The organism is Methylobacillus pratensis, assembly GCF_054072455.1.
In genome coordinates this window covers 212,051-221,192 of sequence record NZ_JBSUSR010000007.1, presented here as the reverse complement: position 1 = coordinate 221,192, position 9,142 = coordinate 212,051, and the positions used below count along the sequence as shown (strand labels likewise).

The following is a 9,142-nucleotide window of genomic DNA, read 5'->3' as shown; positions in this document are numbered from 1 at the left end:
ATAGCTCCACCTTCCGTCCCTACAGTGCAGGGGAAGCCATTGGGGATACCAGCCCAACCTTGCCGACGGCACCAGTGCCTTATGTCAAGAAGAAAAAGGGCAAGTGCGGGGGGATGGGCGGCATTATCGTCATGGTGGTGGCAATCGTGGCGACCATCTATACGGCTGGCGTGGCTAGCGTAGGGTTTGGTGCAGGCTTTGGCACTACCATGGGAGCTGGTGCAACGGCACTGGGTACCAGTGGTGCATTGAGCTTCGGTGGACTGGCATTGGCAGGGGCCGCTGGTTCTATTGCCGGGCAGCTTGCGGGTAATGCATTGGGGGTACAACAAGGTTTCTCCTGGGGAGCGGTTGCCACTGCAGGTTTGACTTCTGGATTGCTGGGTACAGGCCCGATGCAAAGCCTGACACAAGGCATAGGGAAAGTGGCAGGCAACGCCCTCGGCAACTATGGAGCCATTGCCGCCCGCAGCATGGTGGGCAATGTCGTGAACCAAGGCATAGGCAACATCACCGGCAGCCAGAAAGGCTTCAGTTGGAGCAGCGTTGCAATCTCAGGAATTGGTGCTGCAGTCGGAACCGCGACCACCAACCGGATGGGATTGACCCAATTTAATGCACAAGGCCAAGTACAGCCGGTGGGTAGCACATTCGGTGATGACCTGGGCCGCGCTGTGGTGAGTGCAGGATCATTTGCCTTGACACAAGTGGCAGTGCAAGGCGGTAGGCTCAACTGGCAGCAGGTGGCGGCAGATACATTGACAGACTTAATACAGAACAGAGCTGCAAATAATCAAGCTGCTGGAACCAAAATAGAACTCAGCAAAGCCCAACAGCCAGGCATTGCGCTTGATAGTACAAATATGCCATGGAGCAATATTGGCGTATTGGAGGAAAACATATCGCAAATCAGCTTCAACCTTGCCAGCAACACTTCATTTACGGGAGAACGTATTGATATTTCAAATCTTGTGGATATCGCATTCGATAGTTACAAGCTAGTCACTAACGAGACCATCTATGGACTGGACACAGAAAGAACACCTGGATTGCGAGCAACAGGTGTCGTCTTGCAAGACTACCAAAATAAACTAGCACAAATTGAAGCCATGGATATCAAGCAGGTACTTGATCCCAACAAACCCAATCAATATCTGATCATGATTCATACGGATGGTACAAGAAATAATCCAGAGCAGGCTATACCGACAAATGTTTATGAGTTACGTAAATTAATTCAGCAGTCCCAAAATAGTCGAGTACGATCAATTTATGTGAGTGGTGTAGGTTCAGACATTGATGTAGGAGGCTTGAACTCTGCTTCAGGAACAGGAGTAATGAGGCAAATAGAGGAGGCCTATTTAGAAACCGTATATAGAGTAAATGAAATTTATAGACAAAATCCTGATGCCGAATTTGTATTTGGAAGTGTGGGTTTCAGTCGAGGTGCAAACGTGGCAAGGATTCTGCAAAATAGATTAGTGAATGAAGGTATACCTTTATTGAGCTCTGGACGAACAATGAGAACCCCACTGATGACGGAAAACGGTATTCAATATGACAAATATATTGTTGCCAAAGGCCAAGCTAATATTGGAGTTTCTGTACTGTTCGATACAGTGGATACTGGCATGGGTAGCTTGTTTAACCAATCCATTCCTTCGCAAAGCGTGCAAGGCCTGCATCTTACGGCCATCAATGAATACCGCAGTACTTTCCAATTGACTAGTATTCTTAATTCATCAGGAAAATCTCCTCAAGGATGGATAGAAATGCCAGTATATGGGGCTCATACCAATATCGGTGGAGGCAGTTATGATCGGAATGGGATTGGCGCCATGAATCTCCAGTTAGCCTATGCCTACTTACAGAAAGCAGGTGTGCCATTAGCACCACTCCCTGCTGCGAAATTGCCCAATTATGACAGCTCTGTAATTTATGACTCCAGATTCATCAAGAATTCCTCCTTTATCAATCTTGTCAATGATCCTGCACAGCAACGTGCGATCAAATATATGCATTGAGGATAATCCATATGCAATCTTTCAACACCTTGGTCAGAACAACATATATGTTGTTTATAGGAGCATTAATGATGCAATTATCAGGTTGTGTGAGTACCTCTTATACTGATAGTGATGGGGTTGAGCAGGTTTATCATGGGTTTAATCTACAAGTTGATAAATCTATTCAAGAAATCAAAAATATTCGATATTCATATGGTGTATTAGGCGGTAGTGAAAACTCTATTCCAAAAGCATACTTTCCAGGCTCATTCGTAAATGACAAATTATTTATGCCTGTCCCAGATTATTTCGAGATTTCATGGGAAACCCTTGATGGAATATCACATCAAGCCAAGGTACCGGTTAAAGGACACTTACCAGCCTCAGTTAAAAATAAAACTGTGGCATTCGTGATTATGTATGATTCTGTTCAGGGATATCTGGAAAGATATACTCCTCTAGGTATAGAGCGCACAAGGTTTTATTAATTTAAACTAAGCTTGGGCGTGTAATTAAAGAGGAGGACTTGATCTCCGGTTACAACGCCAGCCTGGGTCGCAACCAGCAGCAATGGAAATCCGGCTATGCCGACCTGCGCTACGACATCAACGGCCACCTGGAGAGCGCCTATGACCATGGCGGCAACCGCAGCATCCAGTACACCAGCGATGCACAAGGGTTGATCCTGGTGCGTGACGAAATCACCGGCATCATCGCCCGCCCCAATTACCAATACAACTATAATCCCGGCAGCGTTCGTTGTTCACCAGATGACCCGCTACGCCAACTGCAAGCCGCTCAAGTATTGATTGTGCAATTACCAGGTTGTGTCAGTACTATCTTCCGAATTTGAGTTTATAAAGTGGTCTTTGCTCCAGATTTGAAACTATCAATCGCGATATATTCCTGACCATATCCCATTATGGCTGGATAACAAATTGCTTCCAGCCATTTCCCCATTTCGGTTACCAGTGATAGCTAAGCTGTGCATCCACGGTGCGAGAGGTGCCGTAATAGCAATAGTAGTCACATGCGCTGAGGTATTCCTTGTTCAGCAGGTTGATGGCATTGACCTGCAGGTTCCAGTGCTCTGAGATCGGGTAGCTTGCCATGGCATCGACCAGGGTATAAGACGATACTTTATAGCCGGGATAATAGCGCTCGTCTTCAGTACTGCCGTTATAGCGTACTCCCAGACCCAGCTTGAGGCCGTTCAACAGTGTGCCTTGGGTATGTTTGTAGCTGATCTTGGCGGCAGCTTGATGATCCGGCAGGAGTGGATTTCTCAGTGTTTGTGCAGCATCCAAGTCATACTCTGCATTGTTGCGGGTGTAGCTGAATTTGGCAGACAAGTTGTCATTGATCAGCCAGTCAGATTGCAGTTCAATACCGCGGTTGCGGCGTTCTCCAGCCTGAGTCTGGACATTGGATGCATCCGATATCAAAGCATTTTCTTCTTTCAGGTCAAAAAATGCGAGATTAAAGCTGCCCTTGATCCAAGTCGGTTCATATTTGAAACCAAGCTCTAATTGTTTGCCGCTATAAGGTTTGTATGCGCGCCCATTACCATCAGCTCCTACTTGGGGATTGAATGACGTAGAGTGGCTAACATATGGAGACAAGCCGATGGGCGTATTTACCATGATGCTGGCGTTATGTGTATTTTTGTCACCTTTGTCTGAGTTGTGAGTGAGGCTGACATAGGAGCTGCTGTCGTAGTTGTCCCGCCTGATGCCCAGGTTGACCAAGACAATGTCGTTCCAGTTGAATTTATTGAAGATATAAGTAGCTTCCTGTTTAAGCCTGATTTCATAAGGGTTTCCAGTCACTGTGAATGGAGCCCCATATACAGGATTACGTTCAATTGGAGGGACTGCACCAAAGCCATTGTTTTCTGCATCCGCACGGCTACGCTTGTAGTCCCACCCTAGCATGGTTGTATTCTCGATATTCCCAAACACAAAAGTCTTGCTCAGGCGATTGTCCACGCTATGCACGGTGGATTGTCCATTAAGATAGGCGTATCCGCGATTGATGAGTTGAGTATCTGTCAAACCATAGGCAAATACGCCCAGGAAGTTGTGATCCATCTTGCCATATCGATAATTCTGGGTGAATTTCAGACGCTGACCAAAATCATGACTGAATTCGTAGCCGATGGAATGCTGGCGGCGCTCGAAATAATCGCGGCTAGGCTCACCCAGGTTGGTATCGTAGCCTATCTTGCCGTAAGAGGAAGCAATCAAGGAGCCATAGCCAGGCATGAAGCCATTAGTGGGAGTGCCTTGCTTTTTCAGTGCGCTAGCTAGTATCGTCAGGCTAGTGCGGTCTGTAATATCCCAGGCAATGCTGGGAGCAAAATAATATTGCTCCATGCCAGTATGGTCTTTAAAGAAATTGCCTTTGGAATACAGGCCGACCAGACGGTAGCGAATACCATGCAGCTCACTTAGTATGCCGTTGTAATCTCCACTCACGGTTCTTCGGCTGAAATTGCCAATGCTGAAATTGATTTCACCTTGCTCAATATCTTTGGGTCGTTTGGACACCAGGTTAATTGTTCCGCCGGCATCGGTGGCACCGTAATTGAACGAATTTGCTCCTTTCAGGATTTCGACTTTTTCCAGACCATAGATTTCCTGTTCCCATACGAAAAAGCTGTTGTTAGATATAGCGGTGCCGTCCAGGGTGGTATTGGCTTCAAATCCTCTAACTCTGAACCAGTTAGATTTGTTGTCCATGCCAAATGGCTGGGCCAGAACGCCAGCTTCATATAACAGCAAGTCGTCCAGTTTTTTATTTGCGCCGATGTCCTTAATATCCTGCTCATTGATGATGGAAACGGATTGGGCGGTGGACTTGAAGTTGTCGCCGGTTTTGTCGGCGGAGCCTACTACGGTGAGGACTGGCAGTGCGGCCTGATTCAGTTCTTGATTGAGGTCTTCTTGTGCGAAGGCCAGGGGTTGGCTGAGGTAGATGCCTGCCACGGGCAGCAGTTGCAGGGCTAGTTTGAGTCGTGGAGCGATGTTGCGCTGGCGCATATTATTTACTCCCTGTTAGGCCTCATAAAGAGGTTAATTCTCTAGTTAATAGTATTGCTTATCATTTTTGATTATGGGGTGAAGTCGTGCAGATGTAAACCCTGGCCAAGCCAGGGTTTATGAGGGATATTGCTGATGACTGAAAGCCGGGAAGCTTAAGGCGCAGGGTTCATGTATCGCAGGTGGATCGCCTCGATTTCCTGCAAGATGTCCTGCGAAAGCGGCTTCTGCCAGGCGCCGATATTTTCCTGCAGCTGGTCCAGGCTGGTAGCGCCGATAATGGTGCTGGTCACGAACCAGCGGTGGTAGACGAACGACAGGGCCAGTTCTGCAGGGCTGAGGCCATGCTTGCGAGCGAGCCCTGCATAGGCTGCGCTGGCAGGGGTGACGTTGGGCTTGGTGTAGCGCTGGGCGTAGCCAGGAAACAGGGTGACGCGGCCCTTGGCCTGCGGGTCGTCGATATATTTGCCCGTGAGATGGCCGAATGCAAGGGGCGAGTAGGGAAGCAGGCTCACTTGCTCGCGGTAGACAATCTCGGTCATGCCGAACTCGAAGCCGCGGTTGAGCAGGCTGTAGCTGTTCTGGATCGAGGCGATGCGCGGCAATCCGTATTGCTCGCAAACGCGCAGGAATTCCATCACGCCCCACGGCTGCTCGTTGGAAACGCCGACGTAGCGTACCTTGCCTTCCTTCACCAGTTCGGCCAGGGTTTCCAACTGCTCCTGGATCGACACCCAGGCCTTGGTTTCCTTGGCGGGGTCGAACTGGTATTGGCCGAAGATGGGGACATTGCGCTCCGGCCAATGGATCTGGTAGAGGTCGAGATAGTCGGTCTGCAAGCGTTTGAGCGATGCCTCGATGGCTGACCGTACATTCTCGCGGTCTACCGCGCTAGGGCCGCCGCGGATCCAGTCGAGCTTGCGGTTGCCGCCCGCTACCTTGCTCGCGAGGATGATCTTGTCGCGCGGCTGGCGCTTGAGCCAGGTGCCGATAATGCTTTCGGTGCGGGTATAGGTCTCTGCCTTGGGCGGCACCGGGTACATCTCGGCGGTGTCGATGAAGTTGATGCCTTGCGATAGCGCGTAATCGAGCTGGGCGTGGCCCTCGGCTTCGGTGTTCTGGTCGCCGAAGGTCATGGTGCCCAGGCAGATGGCGGATACGTCGAGGTCTGATTTGCCTAGCTTGCGGTATTCCATGTGACTGGCCTGGATCTGTCTGAAAAGGACAAGTGTACGTCATTTTGCGTAGGCGGGTGGCACTACTCCCCTCGTGGTATTGTCGAGCCCTGCGCGCATGCGTATGATGAACCCAACTCAATCACCGTGTTTTCCGCATGACTTACTGTGTAGGCTTGTTGCTCGACCAGGGTCTGGTCTTGGCGTCCGATACTCGTACCAATGCCGGCGTCGACCAAGTGGCCGTGTTCCCCAAGATGAGCGTGTTCGATGTGCCGGGCGAGCGGGTGATTACCTTGATGACGGCAGGCAACCTTGCCATCACGCAGGCTGTGATCAACCGTTTGCGCGACGCGATCAAGCTCAACGAGGGCGCGACCCTGCACAATGTCGCGAGCATGTTCGATGCCGCCCAGCTAGTGGGCGAACAATTGCGGGTGGTGTATGAGCTCGACCACGAGCATTTGAAGAACCATAACACCGATTTCAACGCCAGCATCCTCGTCGGCGGGCAGATCCGGGGCGAGGCGCCCAAGCTGTTCTCGATTTACGCAGCGGGCAATTTCATCGAAACCAGCCAGGAAACCCCTTACTTCCAGATCGGCGAAACCAAGTATGGCAAGCCCATCATCGACCGGGTGATCACCCACGACAGCGACATCATGGAGGCGGTGAAGTGCGTGCTGATCTCCTTCGATTCGACCATACGCAGCAATATCTCGGTTGCCGCGCCGATCGACTTGCTGATCTACCGCACGGATAGCTTCCATGCGGATTGCAGGCAGCGCCTTACCGAAAGCGATCCCTACTACAACACCATACGTCAGGGCTGGTCTGACGGCCTGCGAGAGGTGTTTGCCGCTTTGCCTAACCCCGACTGGTGTTGATGTGCCGCGGTCAAGAACCGCACGGAATCCAACCGCAAGTCCAGTATAATGTCAGGGTTTTCGATAGATCACCCTGAAAGTCCTGCTTGAGCGACCTAGACCATGTATTTTCCGCGCAAGGCCCGTTGGCGGAAACCATCCCAGGCTATCGCGCGCGCCTGCAACAGCAGGAAATGGCGCAGGCGATCGCCGAGGCGATCAAGCATAACCGCCAGCTGGTAGCCGAGGCCGGCACCGGCACGGGCAAGACCTTCGCCTACCTCGTGCCCGCGCTGCTGTCGGGCGGCAAGGTCATCATCTCCACCGGCACCAAGACATTGCAGGACCAGCTGTTCAACCGCGACCTGCCTGCCGTACGCGACGCGCTCAAGGTGCCGGTCACCGTAGCCATGCTCAAGGGGCGTGCCAATTACGTCTGCCATTTCCACCTGCAGCGCGCGATGAGCGAGGGCAAGTTCTATTCGCGTGAAGACGCCGCCTATGTCCACAAGATCCAGGCCTTTGCCGAGAACAGCGCCACGGGCGACAAGAGCGAGCTGACTTCGGTGCCCGAAAGCGCCACCGTCTGGCCCGCGGTGACTTCCACCCGCGACAATTGCGTGGGGCAGGAATGCGCCTTCTACAAGGATTGCTTCGTGATGGAGGCGCGCAAACGCGCGCTGGCAGCGGACGTGGTGGTCGTGAACCACCATTTGTTCTTTGCCGACGTGATGCTGCGCGACGAGGGCGTGGCCGAGCTATTGCCCGCGGCGAACACCGTGATCTTCGACGAAGCCCACCAGTTGCCCGAAGTCGCGGGCATGTTCTTCGGCGAGGGCTATTCCACCAGCCAGCTCATGGAGCTGGCGCGCGACTCCCATAACGAATACCTCACCACGGTCAAAGACTGCACGGCATTGCCGGAGGCGACGGCCGCGCTGGAAAAAGCCGTGCGCGATTTCCGCCTGATCTTCGCCTACGAGGGCGCGCGCCTGCCGGTGCAGAAAGCCCTGGCATTGCGCAACTTCGAAGCCGCCTATGCGACGATGCAGGAAAAGCTCGCCGAGCTGGCGAACGTGCTGGAAACCCAGGCGGAACGCGATCCCGCCGTCGACAACTGCTGGCAGCGCGCGCTTGCGTTGCAGGCCTTGCTGCAACGCTGGCATGCCGCCGCCGATGCCAATCTGGTGCGCTGGGTAGAAGTGTTCAGCCAGTCGGTGCAGCTCCATGCCACGCCGCTTTCCGTGGCCGAAGGGTTCAGCAAGCAGCTCAATGCCCAGCCGCGCGGCTGGATTTTCACCTCCGCGACTTTGGCGGTAAAAAGCGATTTCAGCCATTACCTCGCGCAGATGGGCCTGCAGGAGGCCACCACCGGCCACTGGGACAGCCCGTTCGAGTACGGCCGGCAAGGCTTGTTCTACGTGCCCCAGGGCATGCCCGAGCCCAATAGCGCCGGATATGCGGCTGCCGTCGCCGCCATGGCATTGCCGGTCATCAAGGCCAGCCGCGGACGCGCGTTCGTGCTCTGCACCAGCCTGCGCGCGATGCGCGAATTGCATGCGCTGCTCAAGGATGCCTTTGCGGCCGAGGGGCTGGAGTATCCGCTGCTGATGCAGGGCGACACCGCGCGCAGCGAACTGCTGGAGCGCTTCCGCCAGCTCGGCAATGCCGTGCTGGTGGGCTCGCAAAGCTTCTGGGAGGGCGTCGACGTGCGCGGCGAAGCGCTTTCTGCCGTGATCATCGACAAGCTGCCGTTCGCGCCGCCTGACGACCCGGTGCTGGCGGCACGCATCGACAAGATGAACGCCGAGGGCAAGAACGCCTTCATGGAGTACCAGTTGCCCTATGCCGTCATCACCCTCAAGCAGGGAGCGGGGCGCCTGATCCGCGACGAACGCGACCGCGGCGTGCTGATGATCTGCGACCCGCGTCTGATCAGCAAGCCCTACGGGCGCCGCATCTGGCAGAGCCTGCCGCCGATGCGGCGGACGCGCAACGTGGAAGATGTAGTAGAATTCTTCGCTTCTTCCCCACTTGATCCGGCGTGATATATC

7 protein-coding genes are annotated in these 9,142 nt (G+C 53.3%); 5 read left to right on the top strand and 2 right to left on the bottom strand.

Features of this window, described 5'->3' with window-relative positions; translation table 11 throughout:
* The 3 genes from ACW4YW_RS14345 to ACW4YW_RS14335 all read left to right on the top strand — a co-directional run.
* Positions 1-2,024: phospholipase effector Tle1 domain-containing protein (locus tag ACW4YW_RS14345; RefSeq protein WP_457138171.1), on the top strand; the 2,024-nt coding region annotated here is incomplete at its 5' end.
* 11 nt (positions 2,025-2,035) lie between these two features.
* Positions 2,036-2,494 (top strand): hypothetical protein, encoded by a 459-nt coding sequence (locus tag ACW4YW_RS14340; protein ID WP_457138170.1) that lies wholly within the window; start codon positions 2,036-2,038, stop codon positions 2,492-2,494.
* A 38-nt stretch (positions 2,495-2,532) separates the two neighbouring features.
* Positions 2,533-2,859, top strand: a complete 327-nt coding sequence (locus ACW4YW_RS14335; RefSeq protein WP_457138169.1) for a hypothetical protein — start codon at positions 2,533-2,535, stop codon at positions 2,857-2,859.
* 112 nt (positions 2,860-2,971) lie between these two features.
* Here ACW4YW_RS14335 and ACW4YW_RS14330 read toward each other — a convergent pair whose 3' ends face one another.
* Positions 2,972-5,047 carry a TonB-dependent siderophore receptor gene (locus tag ACW4YW_RS14330; RefSeq protein WP_457138168.1) on the bottom strand — a complete coding sequence of 692 codons (2,076 nt, stop codon included), beginning with the start codon at positions 5,045-5,047 and terminating at the stop codon, positions 2,972-2,974.
* A 155-nt stretch (positions 5,048-5,202) separates the two neighbouring features.
* Positions 5,203-6,243, bottom strand: a complete 1,041-nt coding sequence (locus tag ACW4YW_RS14325; RefSeq protein ID WP_457138167.1) for an NADP(H)-dependent aldo-keto reductase — start codon at positions 6,241-6,243, stop codon at positions 5,203-5,205.
* A 137-nt stretch (positions 6,244-6,380) separates the two neighbouring features.
* Here ACW4YW_RS14325 and ACW4YW_RS14320 point away from each other — a divergent pair, with 137 nt between their 5' ends.
* Both ACW4YW_RS14320 and ACW4YW_RS14315 read left to right on the top strand, forming a co-directional pair.
* Positions 6,381-7,109 carry a peptidase gene (locus ACW4YW_RS14320; protein WP_457138166.1) on the top strand — a complete coding sequence of 243 codons (729 nt, stop codon included), beginning with the start codon at positions 6,381-6,383 and terminating at the stop codon, positions 7,107-7,109.
* 86 nt (positions 7,110-7,195) lie between these two features.
* The gene (locus ACW4YW_RS14315; protein WP_457138165.1) at positions 7,196-9,136 is read left to right on the top strand and encodes an ATP-dependent DNA helicase; all 1,941 of its coding nucleotides are present in this window, start codon (positions 7,196-7,198) and stop codon (positions 9,134-9,136) included.
* The last annotated feature ends 6 nt before the right edge of the window (positions 9,137-9,142 follow it).

Coding starts and splice junctions, on each gene's coding strand:
- ACW4YW_RS14340 (WP_457138170.1), top strand. CDS start 2,036: ATGCAATCTTTCAACACCTTGGTCAGAACAACATATATGTTGTTTATA.
- ACW4YW_RS14330 (WP_457138168.1), bottom strand. CDS start 5,047: ATGCGCCAGCGCAACATCGCTCCACGACTCAAACTAGCCCTGCAACTG.
- ACW4YW_RS14325 (WP_457138167.1), bottom strand. CDS start 6,243: ATGGAATACCGCAAGCTAGGCAAATCAGACCTCGACGTATCCGCCATC.
- ACW4YW_RS14320 (WP_457138166.1), top strand. CDS start 6,381: ATGACTTACTGTGTAGGCTTGTTGCTCGACCAGGGTCTGGTCTTGGCG.